20 protein-coding genes and 2 pseudogenes are annotated in these 22,039 nt (G+C 71.0%); 11 read left to right on the top strand and 11 right to left on the bottom strand.

Annotated features, from left to right (window positions below; genetic code table 11):
* The first annotated feature begins 92 nt into the window (after window positions 1-92).
* The 4 genes and pseudogenes from ACFXGI_RS03500 (at window position 93) to ACFXGI_RS03485 (ending at window position 3,616) form a co-directional block, all read left to right on the top strand.
* Entirely contained in the window at window positions 93-1,298 is a 1,206-nt protein-coding gene (locus tag ACFXGI_RS03500) for a hypothetical protein (RefSeq protein ID WP_384702604.1), read from the top strand.
* A 786-nt stretch (window positions 1,299-2,084) separates the two neighbouring features.
* Window positions 2,085-2,978: a hypothetical protein gene (locus ACFXGI_RS03495; protein ID WP_384702602.1), complete on the top strand. Its 894-nt coding sequence runs from the start codon at window positions 2,085-2,087 to the stop codon at window positions 2,976-2,978.
* Window positions 2,948-3,103: pseudogene (locus ACFXGI_RS03490) on the top strand (TerD-family protein); the annotation flags it as partial. The gene ACFXGI_RS03495 and the pseudogene ACFXGI_RS03490, both read left to right, overlap by 31 nt.
* Window positions 3,092-3,616, top strand: a complete 525-nt coding sequence (locus ACFXGI_RS03485; protein WP_384702713.1) for an NAD(P)-binding domain-containing protein — start codon at window positions 3,092-3,094, stop codon at window positions 3,614-3,616. The pseudogene ACFXGI_RS03490 and the gene ACFXGI_RS03485, both read left to right, overlap by 12 nt.
* 1,384 nt (window positions 3,617-5,000) lie before the next feature.
* On the opposite strand, the gene ACFXGI_RS03480 is transcribed toward ACFXGI_RS03485, so the two are convergent.
* From ACFXGI_RS03480 to ACFXGI_RS03460, 5 genes are read right to left on the bottom strand one after another with little or no spacing between them, the layout of a single operon-like run.
* On the bottom strand, window positions 5,001-6,437 hold the full coding sequence (locus ACFXGI_RS03480; protein ID WP_384702599.1) for an MATE family efflux transporter: 1,437 nt from the start codon (window positions 6,435-6,437) through the stop codon (window positions 5,001-5,003).
* Window positions 6,438-6,442: 5 nt separating this feature from the next.
* Window positions 6,443-7,471 (bottom strand): cysteine synthase family protein, encoded by a 1,029-nt coding sequence (locus ACFXGI_RS03475; RefSeq protein WP_384702596.1) that lies wholly within the window; start codon window positions 7,469-7,471, stop codon window positions 6,443-6,445.
* Window positions 7,472-7,527: 56 nt separating this feature from the next.
* A complete protein-coding gene (locus ACFXGI_RS03470; protein ID WP_384702593.1) occupies window positions 7,528-8,907 on the bottom strand; it encodes a Y4yA family PLP-dependent enzyme in 1,380 nt (459 codons plus the stop codon).
* Window positions 8,898-9,905 (bottom strand): ornithine cyclodeaminase family protein, encoded by a 1,008-nt coding sequence (locus ACFXGI_RS03465; RefSeq protein WP_384702590.1) that lies wholly within the window; start codon window positions 9,903-9,905, stop codon window positions 8,898-8,900. Before ACFXGI_RS03465 ends, ACFXGI_RS03470 begins: the two co-directional genes overlap by 10 nt.
* A 59-nt stretch (window positions 9,906-9,964) precedes the next feature.
* Window positions 9,965-10,963 carry a TauD/TfdA family dioxygenase gene (locus tag ACFXGI_RS03460; RefSeq protein ID WP_384702587.1) on the bottom strand — a complete coding sequence of 333 codons (999 nt, stop codon included), beginning with the start codon at window positions 10,961-10,963 and terminating at the stop codon, window positions 9,965-9,967.
* Here ACFXGI_RS03460 and ACFXGI_RS03455 point away from each other — a divergent pair.
* From ACFXGI_RS03455 to ACFXGI_RS03440, 4 genes and pseudogenes are all read left to right on the top strand, one after another.
* Window positions 10,956-11,951: pseudogene (locus tag ACFXGI_RS03455) on the top strand (ABC transporter substrate-binding protein); the annotation flags it as partial. The gene ACFXGI_RS03460 and the pseudogene ACFXGI_RS03455 overlap by 8 nt on opposite strands.
* 116 nt (window positions 11,952-12,067) lie before the next feature.
* A complete protein-coding gene (locus ACFXGI_RS03450) occupies window positions 12,068-12,958 on the top strand; it encodes an ABC transporter permease (RefSeq protein WP_384702711.1) in 891 nt (296 codons plus the stop codon).
* Entirely contained in the window at window positions 12,955-13,800 is an 846-nt protein-coding gene (locus tag ACFXGI_RS03445) for an ABC transporter permease (protein ID WP_384702584.1), read from the top strand. Before ACFXGI_RS03450 ends, ACFXGI_RS03445 begins: the two co-directional genes overlap by 4 nt.
* Window positions 13,801-13,909: 109 nt before the next feature.
* Window positions 13,910-15,319 carry an ABC transporter ATP-binding protein gene (locus tag ACFXGI_RS03440; protein ID WP_384702581.1) on the top strand — a complete coding sequence of 470 codons (1,410 nt, stop codon included), beginning with the start codon at window positions 13,910-13,912 and terminating at the stop codon, window positions 15,317-15,319.
* Window positions 15,320-15,333: 14 nt separating this feature from the next.
* Here ACFXGI_RS03440 and ACFXGI_RS03435 read toward each other — a convergent pair whose 3' ends face one another.
* From ACFXGI_RS03435 to ACFXGI_RS03415, 5 genes are all read right to left on the bottom strand, one after another.
* Window positions 15,334-15,759, bottom strand: coding sequence for a hypothetical protein (locus ACFXGI_RS03435; protein WP_384702578.1), 426 nt, complete (start codon window positions 15,757-15,759; stop codon window positions 15,334-15,336).
* Between the two features lie 259 nt (window positions 15,760-16,018).
* Entirely contained in the window at window positions 16,019-16,966 is a 948-nt protein-coding gene (locus ACFXGI_RS03430; protein ID WP_384702575.1) for a M56 family metallopeptidase, read from the bottom strand.
* Window positions 16,963-17,343 (bottom strand): BlaI/MecI/CopY family transcriptional regulator, encoded by a 381-nt coding sequence (locus ACFXGI_RS03425; RefSeq protein WP_384702572.1) that lies wholly within the window; start codon window positions 17,341-17,343, stop codon window positions 16,963-16,965. The genes ACFXGI_RS03430 and ACFXGI_RS03425 overlap by 4 nt, the downstream gene beginning before the upstream one ends.
* Window positions 17,344-17,641: 298 nt before the next feature.
* Complete coding sequence (locus ACFXGI_RS03420) at window positions 17,642-18,586, bottom strand: M56 family metallopeptidase (protein ID WP_384702569.1); 945 nt, start codon at window positions 18,584-18,586, stop codon at window positions 17,642-17,644.
* Window positions 18,583-18,960, bottom strand: coding sequence for a BlaI/MecI/CopY family transcriptional regulator (locus ACFXGI_RS03415; RefSeq protein ID WP_384702566.1), 378 nt, complete (start codon window positions 18,958-18,960; stop codon window positions 18,583-18,585). Before ACFXGI_RS03415 ends, ACFXGI_RS03420 begins: the two co-directional genes overlap by 4 nt.
* A gap of 135 nt (window positions 18,961-19,095) precedes the next feature.
* On the opposite strand from ACFXGI_RS03415, the gene ACFXGI_RS03410 reads away from it, so the two are divergent.
* From ACFXGI_RS03410 to ACFXGI_RS03400, 3 genes are read left to right on the top strand one after another with little or no spacing between them, the layout of a single operon-like run.
* Window positions 19,096-19,779: a DedA family protein gene (locus ACFXGI_RS03410; RefSeq protein WP_384702563.1), complete on the top strand. Its 684-nt coding sequence runs from the start codon at window positions 19,096-19,098 to the stop codon at window positions 19,777-19,779.
* Window positions 19,776-20,384 carry a phosphatase PAP2 family protein gene (locus tag ACFXGI_RS03405; protein WP_384702560.1) on the top strand — a complete coding sequence of 203 codons (609 nt, stop codon included), beginning with the start codon at window positions 19,776-19,778 and terminating at the stop codon, window positions 20,382-20,384. Before ACFXGI_RS03410 ends, ACFXGI_RS03405 begins: the two co-directional genes overlap by 4 nt.
* Window positions 20,381-21,136, top strand: coding sequence for a phosphatase PAP2 family protein (locus ACFXGI_RS03400; RefSeq protein WP_384702557.1), 756 nt, complete (start codon window positions 20,381-20,383; stop codon window positions 21,134-21,136). Before ACFXGI_RS03405 ends, ACFXGI_RS03400 begins: the two co-directional genes overlap by 4 nt.
* Here the strand turns inward: ACFXGI_RS03400 and ACFXGI_RS03395 are convergent.
* Window positions 21,052-21,918: a GNAT family N-acetyltransferase gene (locus ACFXGI_RS03395; RefSeq protein WP_384702554.1), complete on the bottom strand. Its 867-nt coding sequence runs from the start codon at window positions 21,916-21,918 to the stop codon at window positions 21,052-21,054. The genes ACFXGI_RS03400 and ACFXGI_RS03395 overlap by 85 nt on opposite strands.
* Window positions 21,919-22,039: the final 121 nt, after the last annotated feature.

Below are 22,039 nucleotides of genomic sequence, written 5' to 3'. Positions count from 1 at the left end.
AAACGTCTGAGAGCCCCACGGCTCCAGGGGCAGGCGCCCCTCCAAGAGATCACCTGCGAGTCGGCGAGAGCGTTCGGACGCCTGCCCGGCAGATGCTGAACAAGGTTCCCGAGGTCACCATCTGGTTCTGGATCATCAAGATCCTGTGCACCACGGTCGGCGAGAGCGTCGCCGACTGGATCAACATGAACCTCGGTGTCGGCCTGATCAGCACCGCTTTGATCTTCACCGGAGCTCTGGCAGCCGTCCTGGCCTGGCAGCTCAGCGTCGAACGCTACGTCCCGTTCGTGTACTGGCTCACCGTCGTGGTGGTGAGTGTGACCGGAACCCTCTACACCGACATCCTCACCGACAGCCAGGGCGTGCTCCTCGCCCTGAGCAGCAGCGTGTTCGCCGGTGCGCTCGCCGTGGTTTTCGGCATCTGGTACGTGCGCGAGCGGACCCTTTCGGTCCACAGCATCACCACCCGGCCCCGTGAGCTCTTCTACTGGCTCGCGGTACTGGTCACCTTCGCGCTCGGCACCGCCACCGGAGACTGGACCCTGGAGCTGACCGGTTGGGCCGCAGGCGTCTCCGTGCTCCTGCCGCTCGGATTGATTGTCGCGATCATTGTCGGCTGGCGCCTCGGCGCCAATGCCGTCCTCGCCTTCTGGCTGGCCTACATCCTCACCCGCCCGCTCGGCGCCAACCTCGGCGACTGGCTCGGATCACCCAGCGGCGACGGCGGCCTGGGCCTTGGCACCGCGCTGACGAGCGTCATCTTTCTGGTCGCCATCCTCGCCACGGTCGTGTACCTCACGAGGAGCCGTAGCGATGTCATCGAGGCCCAGGAGCCGACCGGCACCCCACGAGCACTGAACCCGGCACGCGAGCGGGGCATGCTCGCCTACTACGCCGTCGTAGCGGTCGCAGCCGCAGCGCTCCTCGTATGGGCGAACCACCAGCCGCACGCCGCCGCGAGCGGCGAAGAGGACACTCCCGCACCGGTGACCAGCCACATCAGCCCTCAGGAGGCGACGTCGCGGTTCCCTCCGGCCGAGATCGCGAAATTCCGCACCATCACCGCCGACACCCTGGCGAAGGTCAACTCGGGTGATCAGCGGGCCGCGACCAGCCGCGCGACCGACCTGGAGACCGCGTGGGACGACGACCAGTCCACCCTTGAGCCCAAGAGCGAGAAGGGGTGGAGCTTCCTCGACGGCGAGATCGACCAGGTTCTCAAGGCAGTACGCGCCCCGCACCCCGACAAGGCCACCGAGGTCGACGCACTCAACACGCTCCTCACATCGCTCGGCTGAACTGCTGACTGATGACGGATCGCCCCGGCGCATTCCCCTGCGTCGGGGCAGTCGGCAAGCGAGCGGTGCATGCCGGGACGGCCTGTACGCACGGGGCCGGGTACCCGTGGCGTTCCGGATGCATGAGCTGGAGCTTTACCGTCGTCTCACCGTGAACGGGCCGGGCGTTAACCCGCCACTGCTTAGCGTCGGAAGAGACCCGTGGTTCCGCTTCGTCTCCCGAAAGGCGTCATGATCATGCGATGTGCGCCCGTTCCGGCCCCCGCGCTCGCGATAGAAGCCCGGGCCGCCGTCGAGGGCGTTCAGGAGATGTTCAGGTCGCGGCCGGCAGGGTCGGCCGTCGTGATTTCTTGCGCAACCGGGACCGCTGTGGCTTTGTTCGCGTTCTCATGAACAAAGCCACAGCTGAGGCGGCGGTGGAGCGTGGTCCTGCTACCTGGGGCCATGAGCCGTCGTCGGGACGTGCCCGACGGGTTCGAGGCGACGAAGGCGGATGGCGAACCGGCCGGCACATAGCCGAGCCCGTCGGTCACCGTGTCGCGACGCACAAGGGCGGTCGGCTTCCGCGACGCTGAAGGCCAAGACCACCACCGCGTCGTCGCATGCATTGAACCCGGGTCCTTCGTACTCCGTGTGACGGGAAGGTAAAGACACGCCCGGACACGGTCACTTCACCGCCGCATGGGATGCGACGTGCCGGCAACACCGCAAAACCCGCTCGTTCCCCACACGGCGTCCCGCTCCAACAGAGTGCGGCGTCGATGCACCGACCAGGAGCAATGGACATTGGAAAAGTCAGAAGCGCTGACCGGCCCGGACGTCGGCGGCACCAGAAAGTACGTCATGAAGAAGCTCCCGGCGGTCACACTGGCTTTCTGGATCATGAAGATCGCCGCCACGACTCTCGGTGAAACAGCTGGGGACCTCCTCGCCCAGACCCTCGGACTGGGCTACTTCCTCACCACGATCGCGCTGTTCCTGATCTTCGTGGTCACGCTGATGATCCAGCTCAGCTCCAAGCGGTACAACCCCTTCTTCTACTGGACCGTCATCCTGTCCACCAGCATGGCCGGCACCACCATGTCCGACTTCATGAACCGTGACGCAAGCGCAAGGTACCTCTCCATCGGGGCCACTTCGCTGGGCTGGGGCCCGCAGGGCCTGGGATTGGGCTACCCGGTCGGCGCGGCGATCCTCACCTCGATCCTGGTCGCGATCTTCGTAGTCTGGAAGTACACGGGCATGACGTTCGTCATCCGCGACATCACCACGCTTCGCGGCGAGGCCCTCTTCTGGTCGGCGATCCTCGTCTCCAACACGCTCGGAACCTCCATGGGCGATTTCCTGTCCGACAGCTCCGGACTCGGCTACCTGGGCGGCGCGCTCCTTGTCTCCGCACTACTTGGCGCACTCCTCGCCCTCGTGCAGGTGCCCGTGGTGCCGAACGTCCTGCTGTTCTGGATCGCCTTCGTACTAACCCGCCCACTCGGGGCTACCGCGGGCGACTTCCTCACCAAGCCGATCGCCAAGGGCGGTCTGGACCTCGGCACGATGGGCTCGTCCGCCGTGCTACTCGCGGTCCTCATCGGCCTCATGGGCTACGCCCACATTCAGGAGCGCAGGAACACCGTCCCGCCCGGCGAGGCCGTGGCCGGGGCTTCGGGTACGACGAGGTCATGACCCTGGAACTGGAACGGCTTGCCGAAAAGTACGCGCGCGTGGTGATCGGCGTGGTCATTCAGCAGCCTCCGGAGGGCAGGGTCTTCGGGGACGTCGTCAATGCCGCCGTCCGGATGCGCGAGGGCCCGGTCCCGCACCCCAGCGTCCACTGGATCGACACCTCGACGGTCGGGCCCGACGCCGTGCGGGAGCTGGCGGCCCGGCTTCCCGAGGGTGTCACGCTCAACGATGCGCCCGTGATGGGCAGCGTGGACCGGGCCGCGACGGGGGAGTTGTGGGTGCTGGCGGGGGGCGAGCTGTTGCCCGGCCCGGTGCGGCAGGTCCTCGACGCGCTCGGCGAGGTCACGGCCTGCGGCCCGGTCGGCTCCGGGGCGGCCCTGAAGCTGGTGATGATCAACGCGGTGGTCGGCGGAGTCGGTCTGGATCGCCGAGACCCTGGCGCTGGATGGAGCCCTGGGCCTGCCGCCCGGCCTGGTCCGAGCCGAACCGGCCAAGGGGCCCTCGCGGGAGCCTCCGCCGGGAGCCACCCGGTGGTGGGTGGCCGAGGAATGCCAGGCTTCGTCCCTGACGGGCCGCTGCGCTGGTCGCGGAACGATCTGCGCATCGCCGTGCATCTGGCGGATACGTTGGTGGCCTGACGCCCGCGGGAGGGCATGCAGTGCCGTTTCGCCGGTGAACAGGGCGCCCCGGTCGGGTGAACTGCCCGCCCGAGGCCTGTCGTCGCGGATTCGGGGCCGATGGAACCTGAACCGCCGTCGTGATGATCATGATAATGCGGGCCGCCACCGCGGCCGCCGCTGCCTTTGCCCTCGTCTTCCCTCCGCGACCGCGCACGCGGCCGGGGGAGCGCACCGTGCCGCAGGTGCTTCCGATGGGCGTCGCGGTTCGCGCTGCCGGTCCAGGTCGAGGACCGTACGGGCTACCAGCGCACATCGTTCAAGCACTGGAACGCGGGCGCCAATCCGTCCGACGGCTGCAACACCCGCAATGAAGTCATCCTGTCCGAGGCAGTGGAGGCACCTCAGGTGAGGTGACCCCCGGAGTGTGGACGCAGGGGTTCATGCTGCAAGTGAGAGGGCGGTATGTGACGTGATATCGCATCTGTCGTCACCGGAACGTGCGGGATCGCCGCATCGACCCGGCTTCTGTGCCCAATCCACTTCAGGTCGCACGCTTGCTGCCGGCGGTGGGGCAACAGCGGGGCCGTGGCCCTCATCTCGAGGCGTTCTTCGGCTGCATGTACTTTGCGGCCATGCGGCCGGCTGAGGTGATTCACCTTCGTCGCGAGCAGTGCCACTTGCCCGAGACGGGCTGGGGTTTGCTCAACCTGACAGGTGGCGTCGTCACGGCGGGCAAGGACTGGACGGACGACGGTGAGGTCTACGAAGTCCACTCGCTCAAGCGTCGTGCCGCGACGGCGAGCCGACCTGTACCCATCCCGCCGCGGTTCGTCCACGTCCTGAGTGCCCAGGTCGAGCGCTTCGGTGTCGCCCCGGACGGGCGGTTGTTCCAGAACCAGGCAGGCAACTACGTGGAGGCGGCGGCGTACGGGATCACGTGGTCGAGGGCGCGCCGGTACGTCCTGACCCGCCTGAGCTCGCGGCCGGTCTGGCGAAGCGGCCCTACGACCTACGGCATGCCGGGATCTCGTTCTGGCTCCACTCGGGTGTCGACCCTGCTGAGTGTGCTCGGCGGGCCGGTCACAGCATCCACGTCCTGTTCAAGTACTACGCCAAGTTCCTCGTTGAGCGGGTTGCGCCAACGGCGCCTAACGGGCAAAAGGCCAGGTCAGGCGCCGTTTTTCTCGCTTCTGGAAGAAGTCGAGCCGTTTCGGCGAGTAGGAGACGAGGAGTTTTTTTCGTCTGCTGTTGGTGCTCCAGCATCATCTTGTGGGTCTCGCGGCCGATCGCGCCGCACCCGGGCCGGCCCGTGCGGCTCTGGTTCTCTGGAGGACGTCGTGCGTGTGCACCCCGGCAGCGGGCTGTGGGCCTGGTACCGGGGTGCGCGTGTACGGGTGGGGTGTCAGGCGGGGGCGGGCAGGGCCGCGGCGGACTCTCGTTGTCCCAGGGAGTGGGTGTAGCGGCGCAGGAGGAGGACCGCAGTGGTGGCGAGGCCGGTGAGGAGGCCGAGCCAGATGCCGAGGGTGTCGAGTCCGAGTGCGTACGCCAGGACCCACGAGGCGGGCAGGCCCACGGCCCAGTAGCCGATGAGGGTGATGCGGAAGCCGCTCTTGGTGTCGTCGAGGCCGCGCAGGAGTCCGACGCCGATGTTCTGGGCGCAGTCGAAGAACTGGAGGAACGCGGTGACGATGAGGAGGTGGGTGGCGATGGTGAGGGCCTGGTCGGTGCTGGAGTCCAGGAACGGGGCCAGGACCAGCCCCGGGATCGTGACGTAGAGGACGCCGACGACGGCCATGACGGCGGCGGCGCAGGCGAGGGCGGTGTTCTTGATGCGCCGGGCGTCGTCGTGGCGGCCGAGGGCCAGCTCGCGGCTGACGTTGATCGAGGCGGCGTGGGAGAGGCCGACGGCCACCTGGAAGACGATGTAGACGAGTTGGTTGACGGCGGTGTGCGCGGCGAGCGCGTCGGGCCCGAACGAGCCGGCCATCAGCGCGGTGAGGGAGAAGAAGCCGGCCTCGGAGCCGTAGGTCGCCGCGATCGGGACGCCCAGGCCGATCAGACGCTTGACCACGAAGGGGTCGGCCTTGGTGATGTCCAGCGAGAGCAGCGGCGCCAGCTCCTTGTCCTTCTTCGCGGACGCGTAGAGCGCGAGGAAGGTCAGGAGGTAGACGCTGGAGGTGGCGATTCCGATGCCGGTCAGGCCGATCCGGGGCAGGCCGAAGGTGCCGTGGACGAGGACCCAGTTCAGGCCCGCGTTGACGGCTACGGAAGCGATCGTGATCTGCAGGAGGGCCTGGGGCCGTCGCATGCCTACGGTGAACTGGCGGATGGCCTGGAACCAGAGGCAGGGGAGCAGGCCGGGGGCGAGCGCGTAGAGCATGGTCCGGGTGAGGTCGACGACGGCCGGGTCCTGGCCGAGCCGGGAAAGAGCCTGGCCGATGAGGACCATGAGGACGGCGCCCACGACGCCGGCGAGGGTGGCCACGGCGAGGCTGGCCCGGACGATCGCCCGTACTTCCTCGTGTGCTGAAGACGACCCTTCTCCGGAGACCGCTGTGTCCGTGGCGCTCTGGTCCTGGTCCTTGCCGGTGTGCTGTTCGGCGCGCGCGGCCGCAGCGGCTATCTGGTTGCCGACAGAGGTGACGAGGCCGACGCCCATGGTGCGCAGCTGGTTGAAGATGACGATGGCCAGGCCGCCGGCGGCCAGCTCGGTGGTGCCGAGGAAGCCCATCATGATCGTGTCGGTGGTCGTGAGGGCGACCTGGGCGAGCTGGGTCAGGATCAGGGGGACTGCCAGGGCTGCGAGGGCGCGGCTGTCGCGGAGGAGGGTGGTCAGCATGGGGTTTACCGGTTCCTGCGGAGTTTGGTGAGGAGTTCGTCGACTTCCCGCTCGGTGTCGGGGTTGAGCAGGTCGCGTTCGCGCATCCAGTCGTCGTTGAAGACGGTGTCCATGTACTTCTCACCGCCGTCGTTGATGAGGGCGACCATAGTGCTGCCCGGCGGGAGCGAGCCCAGGCGGGTCAGGGCTTCGTAGACGACTCCGCCGGCGGACCCTCCGATGAGCAGGCCTGTACGGGCGACCGCGCGGCAGGTGGCGAAGGCCTCGATGTCGCCGACCTTGACGCCTTCGTCGAGGAGGTCGAAGTCGACGAGCGCGCCGAGTTCGGCGCCTTCGGGGGTGCCGGTGCCGGACTGGTAGTAGTCGTGTGCGGGGCCGCCGAAGGCGATCGAGCCCTTCGGCTCGACGCCGACGACGCTGAACCCGCCGATCAGCTTGCCCATCTCACGGGCGGTGCCGAACAGGGCGCCGCCGGTGCCGACCGCCGCGATGAGCACGTCGATGTTCCCGTCGAGGGCTTCGACGAGCTCGTGCGCGACGGGGAAGTAGCCGACACCGTTGGCGGGGTTGTTGTGTTGCTCGGTGAAGATGGTGTTGTCCAGGCCGCGGGCCATGTCCTCGGCGAGTTCTTCGCGGGCGGCGGTGGCGAGTTCCTCGGTGCCGTCGTCGACGACGTAGACGAGCTCGGTGCCGAGTGCCTTCATGCCGCGGAGCTTGTCGGCGCAGGCGTGGTTGTCGACGACGGCGGTGAACGTGTAGCCGCGCTCGGCGGCGATGACGGAGAGGCCGAGGCCGGTGTTGCCGGAGGTGGACTCGATGATCCGGCCGCCGGGGCGAAGGTCGCCCGCCGTTTCGGCGGCGTCGACCATGGCGCGGGCCATGCGTATCTTTGCGGTGCCGGTGGGGTTGTACATCTCCAGTTTGAGCAGGAGGCGGCTGCCGGTCTCCGTTGCGGCGAGTTCCAGCAGGGGGGTGTAGCCGATGAGGTCGGATACGCGGGTGACCACGGCGGGCCGCTGAAGGGCTCCGGGCATCGCTGGCTCCATGGGGTCGTGGGGTCGTGGGGACGGGCTCGGGGTTGAGGGCGGGCTCAGGTGAAGTGGCGGTCCAGGCGCCAGCGCGGCCGTCCTTCGCCGTCGGCGCGGTCGATGACGACCTTGGGCGGGATGGCCAGGTCGTGGAACGGCGATTCGTTCGAGTCCATCTGGTATCCGGCCGTGTTGGGGTAGACGAGCAGGTCCCCGGTGCGGGGCCGACGCGGGAAGCCGATCTTGCGCCAGGTGAGCATGTCCGATTCGAGGCAGGTGGCGGCTCCGACGCTCGCCGGACTCAGGCCCGCAGGGGGCTGCGGGTCGAGGGAGACGAGGTGGGGGTCGGGAAGGTATTCGCTGTTGAACCACTGCTCCGACAGGCTCAGGCTGGTGCCGTCCACCGTGATGAGCTGGTAGCCGTCGCGCTCCTTGACGCCCTGGACGGTGAAGACGCTCGCTCCGGCCCGGTCGAGCAGGGCGCGGCCGGGCTCCAGGAGCAGGGTGATGCCCGCCTCCTTGAGGAGGCTCGCCAGGTCCTGGCTGCGGCCTTCGGGGCGAGCGTCGAGGAGTGCGGCCAAGGCCTCAGCGCCGGGCTTTTGGCAGTGGTACGGGTAGAAGTCGGACGGCTGGAAGGACTTGCCCGCGTGGAAGTGGCGCTTGTCGTGCCGTTCGAGGTAGGTGTGCCAGCTGTCGGCGTCGGTGTAGCTGATGGGCAGGCCGCCGCCGATGCTGATCCGGCTTGCCTCCAGACCCTGGACGCGGGCCTTGAGGCACAACTCCGTCAGGTGGGCGGCCAGGTCGGCGCGCGGCTGGATGGCGTAGCCGGAGAGGTGGAAGCTGAAACCTTCCATGCGTACGGCGTCGCCGGCCTGGACGCAGCGGTCCAGCGCGGTGGACAGTTCGGCGTCGTTCATGCCGAAGCGGCTGTGCGGCTGCGCCGGCGGCAGGACGCGCAGCAGGATCCGGGCCGGGCGGACGGGACCGCGCAGGACTCCCGTGATGAGGGTGTCGAGCTCGTCGAGGGCGTCGACGGCGAGGAGCGCGCCGTGCTGCACGGCCAGGCGCAGCAGCGCGGGGTCCTTGGCCGGGCCGGTCACGACGAGGTGTTCGCCGCGGACACCGTGGCCGAGTGCCTCGCGCAACTCGGCCGCGGAGGCGACATCCACACCCGCGCCGGCGGCGGCCGCGCGTTCGACGAAGACGGCGGCCTTGTTGGCCTTCTTCGCGAAGTACACGAAGCCGTCCACATCCGCCTCCTCCAACGCCTGCCGCATGGCGGCGAGGTTCGCGTCGAAGGCGTCGGGGAGCAGGAAGTGGAAGGGACCGCCGAAGGCGTAGGCCAGCTCGGGCACTAGTCCGCTCCCCAGGACGGCGTCCGTGGCGGGATCGGGAAGCACGGGCAGGGCGGGCCGGCCGGAGGTGCCGGTGGTCACTGCCACAGCGGCACCTCGGTGCCCAGCCCCTGCGCGAGGGCGAGCTGCGCGAAGCGGTGGCCGAGGGCGATGTCGGTGACGACGAGGCCGCTGTTGTAGGCGAAGATTCTTTCCTTCGCGCTGTGACGGCCGACGGTGAGTCCGGCGATGACGGGAGGGAACTCGGTGTCGACGGCGGGGAGTTTGCCTTCCGAGTCGGCCATGTCCGTACCGGTGACATTCATCTGCGCCTCGCTGGTGGCGATCACCCGGTCCGCCTGGTGCAGCGTGGAGGGGGCGAGCCCATGACCGACGAGGATCGACAGCGCGCCGGGCCCCAGCCAGCCCGCCTCGACGGCCGCCGGGGTGTGGGCGCCCGCGGTGGCGACGATGACGTCCGCGTCCGAGGCGGCGGCACGCAGGTCGGTGACGACCTCCACGTCCCGGTCGGGGAAGTACGTACGCAGCTGCTCCCGGACGGCCGCGATCCCTTCGGGGTGGGTGCCGAAGACCATCAGGCGGTCCAGGTCCGGGAGGGTGGTGAGCAGGAAGGGCAGGGCGAGCCGGCCCTGGGTTCTGGTGCCGATCACGAGCGCGGAGCGGGCGCCGGGCGCGGCGCATTCGCGGGCCAGCAGGGCCGAGACGGCAGGTGTGCGCAGGGAGCCGATGCGGGAGCAGTCCATCATCGCGAGGGGCAGGCCGGTGACGTCGTCGTAAATCGTCAGGGCCGTGTAGTAGTGCTGCTCGTCGCGGCCTTTGTCGAGGCCGTGCTTGTAACTGGTCTTGACGGCCACGACGTTGCGCGTGCCGTCGCGGCCGAGCATGGCGTACGAGACCGAGTGGCCGTCCTGCGGCTTGACGGTCAGCTTCCGGGGGTTGTCAGACTGACCGGCGTGCAGGGTGCGGTACGCGCCTTCCACGGTGTCCACGACGTCGGCCAGGGATATGTCGATCCCGGCGAGGTCGGAGGTGGACAGGACGCGCAGGGTGCCGTCGTGGGGCGTCACGGTGTCCTGGGAGGTCATGGGGGTGTCCCTTCGGGAAGCGGATCGGGCGGGTTGGGCAGGGGTGCTGCCAGGGCGGGTCAGGAGGCCCAGGCTTCGAGGGCGGCCTGCCCGTAGCCGTGCTCGGCGGTCTCGGCCTCGGGGCGGGTGCGGCGGCCGGGTACGCGGACGGAGGCGCGCTTGAGCCAGCGGTCGGTGCCGTCGTAGCGGGCGGTGAAAGGCACCCGGCCGTGCACGACCATGTCGTTGTCGACGACCAGTACGTCGCCGGGCTCCAGGCTCACCGCGACGGAGACACGGGCGAGTTCGTCTTCGAGACGCCCGTACGCGGCCCGGTAGCCGGAGTCGGCCTCGTCCAGCGGGGTGTACGCCGGGTCGAAGCGCAAGGTCAGCCCGTCCTCGCCGGCGAAGAGGGTAGGTACCGGAGCGGGCCTGCCGCCGAACTGCTGGGCCTCCTCGTAGGCGTCGTCGGGGAGGATCGGTACGACGGGCCGGGTCAGCTCCGAGACGTCGTCGTCCGAGAGCTTCGTGAGGCGGATGCTGGCCGCGGTGGTGGCGATGCTGTCGTGGTTGCGCATGCAGCACAGCAGCAACAGGTGTGCACGGCCCGGGTGGAAAGCGTCCTCGGTGTGCGGGGTGAGCAGCACGCTGCTGGACGCGCCCGTCTGCACGGTCTCGTGGCCGGGGGAGGGGACGATGTTGTGGACGAAGCGGCCGTCCTGCTGGCCGTCCCAGGCGATGGGCGTGCCCATGAGGGTGGAGACCAGGAGCAGGACGACGTCCCAGAGGGCGCCGGCCTCGCCGACGGTGGACCAGTGGCCGGGGGTGGGGCCGAGTTCGGTGTTGTCGATGTGCAGTCCGCGCAGCACGAACAGGCCGTCGGCGGTGTCCACCGGACGCAGGGCGTCACGCAGCCCCCGACTCAGGCGTCGGCAGGCGTGGGCGAGGTCGGCGAGCAGGGCGGGGCTGGTGGCGGAGCTGTGAATATCGAGCAGTTCGGCCGCGAGGGAGGTGAGCTCTGTGACGTGGTCGGCGTTGAGCAGGCGTACCGGGGCGGAAGCGGCGGTGGGTAAGGACACCGCCGACAACGCGCTGGAGAAGGCTCCGGGTACCGGTCCGTTCAAGCTGGACTGGTACCGGGGCGGCAACGCCCGACTGGTCAAGAACGACAAGTGGTACGGCGGTACGGTGAACCTCGACGCCATCGAGGTGACCATGTTCGAGACCCCGCAGGCCATGGCCAATGCCCTGCTGGCCGGGCAGATCGACGTCGCCTCCAACGTCGGCGCGGTCGCCGCCCGTACCGCGGAAACGCGCAAGGACATCCAGGTCCTGCGCCGCCCCGACGACATGGCAATGCCGATCATCATGCGCACTGCGGCAGGCAGCCCGTTCGCCGATGTCCGGGTCCGTGAGGCCATGCGCCTGGTCGTCGACCGTGACGCCATGGTCAAGCAGGTCCTGTCCGGCTACGGCACGGTGGCCAACGACATCATGGGCACCGGCGACCCCAACCTGGCCACCGACATCCCGCAGCGCAAGCGGGACCTGGAGAAGGCCAAGAAGCTGCTGGCCGAGGCGAACTTCGACCTCTCCAAGACCTACGACCTCGTGACCACAGAGGACATTTCGGGGCTCGCCGAGTCCGCCACCCTGTTCGCGAACCAGGCCCGCGAGGCCGGGATCAAGATCAACGTGGTCAAGCAGGAATCGGGCGCGTTCTGGGACAAGACCTGGAAGGCGGGGGACTTCTACACCACGTACTGGGGCACCAACGACTCCGTCGTCTTCTTCGCCTCCAAGACCATGGTCAGCGAGGCCGGGCAGAACGAGGCCGGCTGGGCGGACGCGGACTTCGACACCGCCTACCGCAAGGTCATCGGCACCGCCGACGAGGCACAGCGCGCCGCGGCCCTCAAGGAGCTCCAGAAGATCGAGTTCGACAAGTCCGGCTACCTGCTGTGGGGTATGGCCGACGGCATCGATCTCGCCGCCGCCAAGGTGAAGAACCTTCCCAAGCTCGCCGGTTACGGCCGGGTCCAGCTCGAGAACGTGTGGCTGGGTTGAGCCGCAAGGCCGAAGGCGAGGCGGTCGTTCCCGCAACCGCGGGGACGGCCGCCGCGCCGCGCCGCGGCCTGGCCGCGGCGGCTCGTGTGCTCGCCGCTCTCGGGCGTCGTGTGCTGATGCTGGCCGTCCTGCTCGGCCTGGTCTTCGCGGCCGTGGAACTGCTGCCGGGGGACGCGGCGAGTGCGAGCTCCGAGCGGGGTGACAGCGCGGCCGACGTCGAGGCGCGGCGGCACCTGCTGGGCCTGGACCGGCCCGTGTGGGAGCGGTTCTGGGACTGGATGACGGCCCTTCCCACCGGTGACCTCGGCACCTCGGCCCGCGGGCAGAAAGTCACCGACCTCCTCTCCGACCCCTTCCCCAACACCCTCGTCCTGGGCGCGACCGCCTTCGTCCTGACCGTGGCCGCCTCCCTCGCGCTCGGCTGCTGGTCCGCCTCCCGCCCCGGCGGCCTCGCCGACCGCCTCATCGGACACGCCTCCACAGCCGCGTTCGCCGTCCCCGAGTTCGTGGTCGCCGTCGGCCTGCTCCTGGTGCTGTCGCTGTGGACCGGCTGGCTGCCCGCCGTGACCCTCACCGGCGCGGACGGCTCACCCGCCGACTGGACGATGCTGGTCATGCCGGTGCTGGCGCTGGTCATCCCGCAGACCGGGTGGAACACCCGTATCGTGCGCGGCGCCCTGGCCGACCAGGCCCGTACGCCCCATGTGGAAGCCGCCTACCTCGACGGTCTCCCCGTCCACCGGATCGTCCTGCGCCACGCCCTGCCCGGCGCCGTGCCCGCGATCGCCACCGGCATCGCCACCTCCACCGGCATGCTCCTCGGCGGGGCCGTGGTCGTGGAGACCCTCTTCAACTACCCCGGCATCGGCAGCGTCCTGGCCGCGGCCGTCGCCGGCCGCGACACCCCGCTCATCGCCGGAGTCGTCGTCTGCGCCGGCGCCGTCATCAGCCTCGTCCTGCTCGCAGCCGACCTCATACGCGCCCGCACCCTCGGAGTCCACCCATGACCGCCGGCATCCCCACGGGCGTCCCTGCCCGAACCGGAACCCGCCGCTCGTGGCCCACCCTGGTCCCCGCGGTGGTGCTGATCGCTCTCGCGGCGGCCGGGCCCCTGCTCGCCGCCCACTCTCTCGACGCCCCCGTGTGCGCCCCGTACGCCACCGCCGGTGACGGCGGTCCGCTCGGCGGCGACCAGCTCGGGCGCGACGTCCTGTCCCGGCTGCTGCACGGCGGCACGGTGTTGATCGGCAGCGCCGCTCTCGTCTCCGTACTCGTGACCCTGGCCGGGGTCGTCGCCGGCTGCTTCGCCGTCCTGCACCCCGTCCTCGGCCGCGCCGTGGAGCGCAGCGCCGACGTGGCGATCCTGCTCCCGCCGGTCCTCGGCATCATGCTGATCGCCCTCGCCTGGCCCGGCGGCGGACGATGGGCCGTCATAGGCGCAGCCATCGTCCTCGGCATCCCGTATGCGGTCCGCATCGTCGCCGCGGCCGCGTCTCCGCTGGCCGGTGCCGGATACGTGGAAGCGGCTCTGGCCCGCGGGGAGAGCCTGCGTTACATCGCGCTGCGCGAGATCCTGCCCAACCTGCGCTCCACCGTCGCCGCGCTGTTCGGCCTGCGCTTCGTCGAAGCCGTCTACGTCATCTCCATGGCCGCCTTCCTCCAGATCGGCCCCCAACCACCGGCAGCGGACTGGGCGTTGATGATTCGCGAGAACGCCCCGGGCATCCTCCTCAACCCCTGGGCCGTGATCGCCCCCAGCCTGGCCATCGCGGCCCTCGCCATCAGCGTCAACCTCGCCTGCGCCTCCCTCGCGCCCCGCTCCGCACGCAAGGCGGTCACCACCCCGTGAACACCCCCGCACAATCGGCCGTCACGCCGACCGCTTCCTCGGACACCCCCACGCCTCTGGCCACCGCCACCGGTCTCGAAATCCGCTTCCCCGGTGGCCCGGTGGCCCGGTGCTCCTGCGGCCCGCCTCCCTGATCATCGAGGCAGGTCGTATCACCGCGCTGACCGGTGCATCCGGCTCCGGGAAGACCACTCTCCTGCGCGCCCTCATCGGCCACCTTCCCGATGGTGCGGCCGTCACCGGCGGCGTGCTGAGCGTCCTCGGCCACGACCTGGCCGCCCTGGCCCCCGAAGAGCTGGCCCGGCTCCGCCGTACCAGCCTGGCCTACGTGGGGCAGGACCCCGGCTCTGCGCTCAACCCCCGGATGAAGGTCCGCGACCTCGTCGCGGAAACCGCCGGCTGCCGCCCCGAACGGTCGGCCGTCATGGAACTGCTGCGCGAAGTCCGTCTGCCCATCGACGACGGGCTTCCCGACCGGCGGCCGACAGCCCTGTCCGGTGGCCAGCAGCGCCGCGTCGCGCTCGCCCGTGCTCTGGCCCGGAAACCTGACATCCTCCTCCTGGACGAACCCACGGCCGGCCTCGACGCGGCCCTGCGCGACGAGATAGCCGACCTGCTGCGCCACCTCGCCGCCCGCCACGACCTGGCCATCGTCATGGCTTGCCACGACCCCGAACTCGTCGAGGCCTGTGCCGATCACACCGTCCATCTCACCGCACCCGCCGCACCGCCACGCCTGTCGGCAGTCCATGAAGTCGAACGCGAGCCCACCGCGGACAACGACGAGGCGGTCGCCGCCGCCGAGGGTGGCGGGGGTATTGCCGCACACGCTGTCCATGTCTCGTTCCACGGGAAGGCGCACCAAGCCCTCACCGCCGTCGACTTCACGGCCGCCCCCGGCAGCCGCACGGCCGTCGTCGGCCCCTCCGGCTCCGGCAAGACCACGCTTCTGAGAGTGCTGGCCGGGCTCCAGCGCGCGGACACCGCCGACCTCACCCTCGACGGGATACCCCTCGCGCCCACCGCGGGGAAACGCCCGAGCGCACACCAGCGCCGCATCCAACTCGTCCCGCAGAACCCCCTCGACGCGCTCAACCCCTCCCGCAGGGTCGGAGCCCAGCTCGACCGGCCCCTGCGCCTGCATACGAAACTCGGCTCCGGCGCCCGCTCGGCCCGGATCGCCGAACTCCTCCAGCAGGTGGACCTGCCCGTCGACTTCACGGACCGATACCCGGCCGAGCTCTCCGGCGGCCAGCGCCAGCGCGTCTCCATCGCCCGTGCTCTGGCCACCGGACCGGACATCCTGCTGTGCGACGAGATCACCTCGGCCCTCGACCCCGACACGGCGACGTCCGTCATGGAACTTCTGGCCGGCCTGAACGCGGAGCAGGGGATGACACTCGTACTCGTCTCACACGAACTCCACCTGGTGAGCGCCTACACCGACACCGTGTACCTGCTGGGCGAAGGGCGCCTCGTCGCCCACGGCCCCACGCATGAGCTGCTGCCCGCCATCTGAGCAGGAACCGGGCCTCAGACCCTGCTTCGCCCGTGTCCGGCACGGGCGGCCGTCGTGCACACACGCCGCAGCAGATAGTGCAGCTGGGCGCGCTCACCCTTGGTGATGGATGCCAGGAGCACGTCCTGTACGCCCTTCATGTCACCCAGTGTGGCCGCGCGGGCGGCAGCACCGGCCGCGGTGAGCGTGACCACCTCGTGCCGCCCTCCCACGTTGACGACCATCGCCCGGACCAGGCCCTGTCCCAGGAGTTCATCGATCACCTGAGAGACCTCAGCCGGCGGCGTCTCCAACCGGGCGGCGAGATCGTCGCGGGCGTGTGGCCCGAGATCCGACAGCGTCTTGAGGGTCGACTGGTGGAGGGGGCTCAACGCTCGCGCACCCGTACGCTCGGCCACCAGCGTTTCCACGGCCTTGGCGGCCACCACCAGGAGTTCCACGGTCTGCTCGGAGGGATTCGACGACCCGTTCCCCCTGTCGTACACGTCGCATCCAATCACCGAGGTGGGGACGTCACCTCCGAAGCGGCCCGCCGCAGAACGCCGTTACCTGCTGAACGCTGCGATACGCCGTCACGGTGCACCAGTGGCCCCGGACTCACACCGCACCCCGGGACGGGAAGGGGACGTGAACTAAACCTAGGCTAACCATACTTATACCTACGGTGATTGGTCTACATCAAAGTCGACGCTCAGGATCTCAGCGGCGCAGCAGGGCGCGGGCGGTCAGCTCCACGTACTCGTGCAGCCCGTACGCCAAGACCAGGCCCAGTACGGCCGACCCGGACACTGCCGCCGCGAGGCCTGCTGCGGCCATCTGCGTCGCGCGTGCCTGCGGCCGGCCCGGCACCGGCCGCAGCAGTGCTTCGACCCGTTGGGGAACCGGCCCGGTACCCACCGACAGCAAGGGGCCGTGGTCCTTGTGCGGCTGCTTGCCGGACGCGGCGGCCAGTGCCGCGCGGGCGATCGCGGTCGCCGCCAGCCGCCGGTTGCCGACAGCGGATGCCGCCGCCTCGTCCGCCCACCGTTCCAGGTGGAACTCCAGGGCCGGACGCAGGGACCGCAGCGCCGGGTGCACCGCGCCGGCGAGGTGGGCGGTGACGGACAGCAGGTGGTGGCGGCCCGCGAGATGGGCCCGCTCATGGCCGAACAGCACCTCGCGCTCCGCCGGGCCGAGCGCCCGGAGCATGCCCGTCGTCACCACGATCCGTCCGCCGCGCCCCCGCCACCCCGGCAGGGCGAAGGCCTGCGGGTCGGGGCCCGGCACCACCAGCAGGTCACCGTCGGGTACGGAGTCGCCCGTCGCGGACCAGGCGCGCGCGAGCACCGACCGGTGTTCGCGCCAGCGGCGGGCCACCAGGGCGGCCTGCACGGCCAGCGCCGCTCCGGCGGCGGCGGCGACCGGAACCGTCGCGGGCCACGCGGTCGCCGCGCGGGGGAGCGGGACCTGTTCGAGGGCGGCGAGGAACGGAACGTGGAACAGGGCGATCAGCGCCGCCAGGGTGCCGCCCGCCAGCAGCGCGGCGGCCCCGGTCAGGGTCGCGCAGGCCTCCCGCGGCGGCAGGAGCGAGGCCAGCCGCCGCGCGGCGGCTGCCGCACCCCACGGCAGTACGAGCGCCAGTGCCACCATGGCCAGCGCCAGGGTCATGCGCCGTCCTCGGATTCCAGGAGCAGACGCCGCAGTGCCTCCTCGTCGTCCCCGGACAGTGAGGACACGAATCGCTTCAGCACCAAGTCGCGCTGCGGCTCCCGCTCCAGCTCCCGCCGCATGCGACCGGCCGCCAGTCCGGCTGCGTCATCCGCCGCTGCGTAGGCGAAGCCCCGCCCCGCGCGGGATCGCACCAGCGTCCCCTTCTCGTGCAGGCGGGACAGGATCGTCGTGACCGTCGTCCTGGCAAGGTCCCGCCCGAGCGCGGTGTTGATCTGCTGCGGCGTCAACGGCCCGGTGGCCCCCCACAAGATCGCGAGCACGTCCGCGACGAGCTCACCATGCGGGCGCCGCGCTTCCCGACCGTCCTCCACCATCCCGCTACCGCTCCCGCTCCTGTCACGGACCATCACGGCCGGACGTTGAAGAATATAGGTTTGCCTTATCTAACTCTACGGGTCGCGGACCGGGCCCGGCTCGGCCCTTGCGGATGCGCGTAGGGAACGCGGAAGTCTGCGCGCGCTCAGGCTCGGAAGCCGGCCCGAGTCGGCCTTCGTCGATCCGCGTGACTGCCGCGGCGCAGGACGCGCGCGCGTGCGGGATGGCAATGGCGGCCGCCGGATCAGATCCGAGGCCGCGTCTCGTCGGAGCCCTCTTCCCTTCCGGCGCCGCGTGTCAACGGGCCTCGCCCTGGGCGACTTCGATGCCGTCGTGCAGGTCGTCGGCTGCCTGGAGGGACGCACCGGCGGAGAGGGCCAGGCAGGCCAGCAGTGCCAGGACCGCGGCGCGCCGGGCGAGGGGCCGGGTCGACCGGGTCTCGGTGCCGTGGCCGAGGAGGGCGGCGACGCGGCGGGGAACGGGCCCGGCGGTCGCCGAGAGGGCCAAGCCGGGACGCGTACGGCCGGCCGCAGACGAGGCGCGGGTCGCGAGGGCGGCCCGGCCGATGGCCCGGGCGGTCAGGGGCCGGCTGCCCACGGCGCGGGCCGCGGCCTCGTCGGCGCTGCGTTCCAGCGCGTACGCGAGCGGCTCGCGCAGGGTCCGCAGCGCGGGGTGGCACAGGCCGGCCAGGTCGACCACGGCGGTGAAGAGGTGGTGGCACTCCCGCAGGTGGGCGCGCTCGTGGGCGATCAGGACCTCGCGCTCGGGCGCCGAGAGTGCGCGGAGCATGCCGGTCGTGACGACGATACGGCCCGGGCTTCCGGGCAGGGCGTAGGCGTCGGGGTGCTCGTCCGGCAGGACGACGAGCTCGCCGTCCGCCTCGGCGGCGAGCTTCCCGGAGTGGCGGAGCTGGGTCCGGAGACGACGTGCACCGCGCACCAGCCGGGCTGTGCACCAGGCGAGCAGGGCCCCGGCAGCGACGGCGATCGCGATGACGGCATCGGGTGATCCGCTGTTCAGCGGGGTGAGCAGGTGGCCCAGCGCGGCGACGACGTGGAGGTGGGTGGCGCCGGGGACGATCAGCAGGACCAGCGCGCAGGTGCTCGCGGCGGCGAGACCGGCCGCGGTCGCCGTCAGCAGCCACATGGCCTGCCGGGGCGGCAGTTTCGAGGCCAGCCGCCCGCCCGCCGGTGCGACGAGGAACGGCACGAGGAGAGGGAGGAGCCAGATGGTGTGGATCACGGCGCGTCTCCTTCCCCGTCGAGCAGGGCACGCAGCAGGCGCTCGTCCTCGCTGCTCAGCTGGGAGACGAAGCGGCTCAGCACGGCTTCGCGGTCCTCGTCCTTCGCGAGCTCGGCGTGCATGCGCCGGGCGGTGAGGCCGGAGGCGTCTTCGGCCGGTACGTAGACGTACCCGCGGCCGGACCGCTGCCGGGTCACGGTGCCCTTCTCGTACAGGCGGGACAGGATCGTCGTCACGGTCGTGCGGGCGAGGGACCCGCCCAATATCTCCTGGACCTGCCCGGGGGACAGCGGGCCGTCCGCGGCCCAGAGCGCCGCCAGCACGCCGGCTTCGAGCTCGCCGGCAAGGCGTCGCTCCGCGTTCCTGTCGCCCATGGGTGCACTCCTCCATGCATCGATTCCGTGCATCGATCGTCTACAGTGCTGTAGACCGTCTACGACACTGTAGTCGCCAGTCGGCAGGGCGTCGTCCTGGACCCTGCACCTCTCACCCTATGGGAGCTGTCCGTCATGACCTGGCCCGATCTCGCCGCGGCGTCGCAGGCGCTCAGCCCGCAGGCCGTCAATCTGCTGGACGCCGGTTCCCTCCTGTCGGCCTTCGGCGCCCTCGGCGTCGCCGTCGTGCTGTTCGCCGAGACCGGCCTCCTCGTCGGCTTCTTCCTGCCCGGCGACTCGCTCCTCTTCACCGCAGGTCTGCTCTGCGTGCCGGGCAACCACGGACCGGTCCACCTCTCGCTCCCGCAGGTGCTGTGCGCGGCCGTGGCCGGAGCCCTGCTCGGGGCCCAGACCGGCTACCTCCTCGGACGGCGCGGCGGACGCACCCTGCTGGCCCGCAGCCGCAGCCGCAAACTCCACGAGGGCGCCGCGAAGGCCGAGGAACTCCTCGACCGGTACGGACACGCCAAGGCCATCGTCCTGGCCCGCTTCGTGCCGATCGTGCGCACCGTCCTGAACCCGATGGCCGGGGCCCTGAACGTTCCGGCCCGCGTCTTCACGCCGTGGCAGGTGATCGGCGGGCTCGTGTGGACGCTGGGACTGGTGCTGGCCGGCTACGCGCTCGGCTCCTCGGTACCCAATGTCGACCGCTACCTCCTGCCGATCGTCGCCCTCGTCGTCCTCATCTCCCTCGCCCCGCTCGCAGTGGAATTCATCCGCCGGCGGGGCAGCCGCACTTCGAACGGAGGCTCGCATTGAGCCTGCTCGCCCTGGACGGCCCCGCCGTCGACGGAAACCTGTACACCCGGCTCACCGGCCTCGCCCAGCAGGCCCCCGGCTGGCTCGACGGCCTGGTCACCGCATGGTCGACGTACGGCCTCGCGCTCTTCGCCGTGCTGATGGTGGCCGGCTGGTGGCGCGCCCGGGCGGCCGCCGATCCGGCCAGGACCGCCACGGCCCTGGCGGCGCCCCTCGTCGTGGTCGTCGCCTTCCTCGCCGACACCGGCATCAAATCGGTCTTCCGGGAGCAGCGACCCTGCCAGACCCTGCACACGGTCACGCTGGAGGCCTGCCCGCCGCTCGGCGACTGGTCCTTCCCCAGCAACCACGCCGCCATCGCCGCCGCGGCCGCCGCGGCCCTCTGGGTCACCGACCGCCGGCTCGCGGCGATCGCGGTGCCGGCCGCGCTGCTGATGGCCTTCTCCCGGGTCTGGGTGGGTGCCCACTACCCCCATGACGTCGTACTCGGCCTGGCCGTCGGGGCGGTCATCGCCTGGCTGCTGACCCGTGCCGCTCGCCGCGCGACCCCCCTCGTACTGCGGCTGGGCAGTACGCCGCTGCGACCCCTGGTCGTCCCCCGGTGAGTGCCCCCGTCGCATCGCGAGCGATCCGCCGGGGCCTGGCCGCAGCGCTGTGCGCCGCCCTGTTCGCCGTACTGACCGCGCTCGTCGCGGCCCGCCACGGCAGCCCGTACCCACTCGACGAGAGCGTGCACCGCTGGTCGGTACGGCACCGTCCCGCCGGCGCGGTCGCCCTCGCGCGCGGCGTCACCGCGACCGGGACCGGGCCCGTCCCGTACCTGTGCGCCGTGACCGCCGGACTCATCGCCGGATGGGGCCGGGGTACCTGGGGCCGACTGCTGACGGCCGCGGGTGCGCTCGGATTCCTGCTGCTGGCCCAGGGCCTGCGCTACGCCGTCCTGTACGGCGTGGCCCGGCCGCGTCCGCCCGTCGCCGACCGGGTGACGCACGCGTCCGGGTTCTCCTTCCCCTCCGGCCACACCGCGACCTCGGCGCTCGTGGCCGGGCTGCTGGCCTGGGCGGTATGGCGCGCGGCGGCCTCGCCCGCCACCGCGCGGCTCTGCTGGGCCCTGTTCGCCTGCTGGGCCGTCACGGTCGGCCTGACCCGCGTCTACCTCGGCGTGCACTGGCCCACCGATGTCCTCGGCGGCTGGCTCTACGCGCTCACCTGGCTCGCCGCGGCCATGACCGTGGACGCCTGGCTCGGACGGGGGTGCGTCGCGGGTACCGGTCAGTCCGCGAGTCGCCAATCGGCGGGGTCGGCGGGCTCGGCGATCAGTGCGGTGGCCACGGTGCGGAAGCCGAGGCGGGCATAGACCCGGGCAACGTCGCCGTCGCCCGCGGACAGGAAGACGGTCTCGATGCCTCGCGATCGTGCGTCGGCCACCAGCACCGCGGTGACCGCGTGCCCGAGCCCGCGGCGGCGCGCCGCCGGCAAGGTGCCCACCCCGACGATCTCGCTGACCGCGCCGACCGGCTGGTGCTGACCGGCGCACAACGCCCTGCCGTCCTGCACCGCGGCGGCAACGCACGTCAAGCCGGCCAGGATCCGTGCCGCCGTGCGTTCCACCGACCCGTCACCCGCATGGCCCCGCACCACCTCGCCCAGTTCCACCGGGCCGGCTGCACCGACACGGGTGCCGGGCTCGGCGAACGCCAGGTGGGGGACGGCCAGCGCGCTCGGCAGCACGGGATCGTCCGGCCCGGCGGTCCGGACCACCACGCCGTCGGCCAACTCGGGCACGGCGGGGGCCGATGCGTCCGGGTCGAGCACCATCAAGGGGTGCTCATGCACCGTGAGCCCCGTCTCCTCGACCGCGGCCCTCAACGCGGGCGCGGTCTCGGCGACCCACTCGAAGCTCTCCGGGATGCCCAGCTGCTGCTGTCTGGCGCGTACCCGGGCCACATCGGCGGCGCTCACCGCTCCGGACCATCCCGGGGTCGGACGTGCGTAGAAGGGCCAGCCCTGCCCCTCTCGTACGAACAGGGTCAGCGGCCCGAAGTCTTCGGCCCGGGCACCGGAGCGGGGAACCGCGTCGTAGTACCGCTCGAGTCGGTCCAGCAGCTCACGACGATCATCAAGATCCACAGACGTCATGCCGAGCATCCAAGCAGCAGCTCTCCAACCACTGCCACCGCATTGCGTCCGGCCACTCGACGGCTCACCCCAAGGCGGCCCCGGAGCTCGGAACAGCAGACCGGGGCCGGCCCCGAGGCTC

Origin of the sequence: Streptomyces sp. NPDC059355 (assembly GCF_042752335.1) — a bacterium.
Taxonomy (GTDB): domain Bacteria; phylum Actinomycetota; class Actinomycetes; order Streptomycetales; family Streptomycetaceae; genus Streptomyces.
This window is presented reverse-complemented; position numbering and strand designations above follow the sequence as displayed.